Here is a 1,248-nt window from a genome sequence, read left to right on the forward strand (position 1 = left end):
TCCAATGGACCGTACCGTTACGCCTAAAGGCCGTCGTTCAAGTACCGCACGTGGTTATTTGGATATGGCAAAAGGTCGTCCAAACCTGACTATTTTAACTCATGCGACGACCAATAAAATCTTGTTTAATCAAAAGCAAGCAATTGGTGTTGAATATATTATTGGTGCTGATCAAAACAACTTGCAACGTGCCTTGGTTAAACGTGAAGTATTACTTTGTGCAGGCGCAATTGCGTCACCGCAAATTTTACAGCGTTCAGGTGTAGGTCAAAGTACCTTCTTAAAATCAATGGACATTGATGTGGTTCATGATTTGCCGGGCGTGGGTGAAAACTTGCAAGATCACTTGGAAATGTACTTACAGTATAAATGTAAGCAACCCGTTTCTTTATACCCTGCTTTAAAATGGTATAACCAACCTGCCATTGGTGCCGAATGGTTATTCAATGGTACAGGTATTGGTGCAAGTAACCAGTTTGAAGCAGGCGGATTTATCCGTAGCTCGGATGAGTTTAAGTGGCCAAACATTCAATACCACTTCTTGCCAGTAGCTATTAACTACAACGGTAGTAATGCAGTAAAAGAACATGGCTTCCAAGCACACGTGGGTTCAATGCGTTCGCCTTCACGCGGTCGTATCAAACTTAAATCGAAAGACCCGTTTGCGCATCCAAGTATCTTGTTTAACTACATGTCGACTGAACAAGACTGGCGTGAGTTCCGTGATGCAATCCGTATTACGCGTGAAATCATGCATCAACCTGCGCTTGACCCATATCGTGGTGATGAAATTAGCCCGGGCAAACATTTGCAGACAGATGCAGAGCTTGATGACTTTGTTCGTAACCATGCAGAAACAGCTTACCACCCGTCTTGTAGCTGTAAGATGGGCGAAGACGAAATGGCTGTTGTAGATGGTCAAGGCCGTGTACACGGTATGAATGGTTTGCGTGTAGTTGATGCCTCAATTATGCCGCTGATTATTACCGGCAACTTAAATGCAACCACCATTATGATTGCCGAGAAAATTGCAGACCAAATTCGTGGACGCGAAGCGTTACCACGTTCGACTGCACCATTCTATGTAGCATCATAAAATCTTAAAGGGCATATTTCTTATGCAGGAATATGCCCTTAATTTATTATTTATAGCACTCATATTAATAAGAAGTATGTATGACAGAAAATAAGGTCATGCAAGGTTATTAATTACATCAATAGGTCATAAATTAAAAATTCATCTATTTT

General features: G+C 41.6%; 1 protein-coding gene. It reads left to right on the forward strand.

Annotation, left to right across the window (positions count from 1 at the left end; translation table 11 throughout):
- The coding region (locus VXQ92_RS18910) for a choline dehydrogenase (RefSeq protein ID WP_416682834.1) at positions 1-1,096 on the forward strand (1,096 nt) is incomplete at its 5' end.
- Positions 1,097-1,248 lie beyond the last annotated feature (152 nt).

The sequence above is a fragment of the Acinetobacter sp. 228 genome (assembly GCF_048147885.1).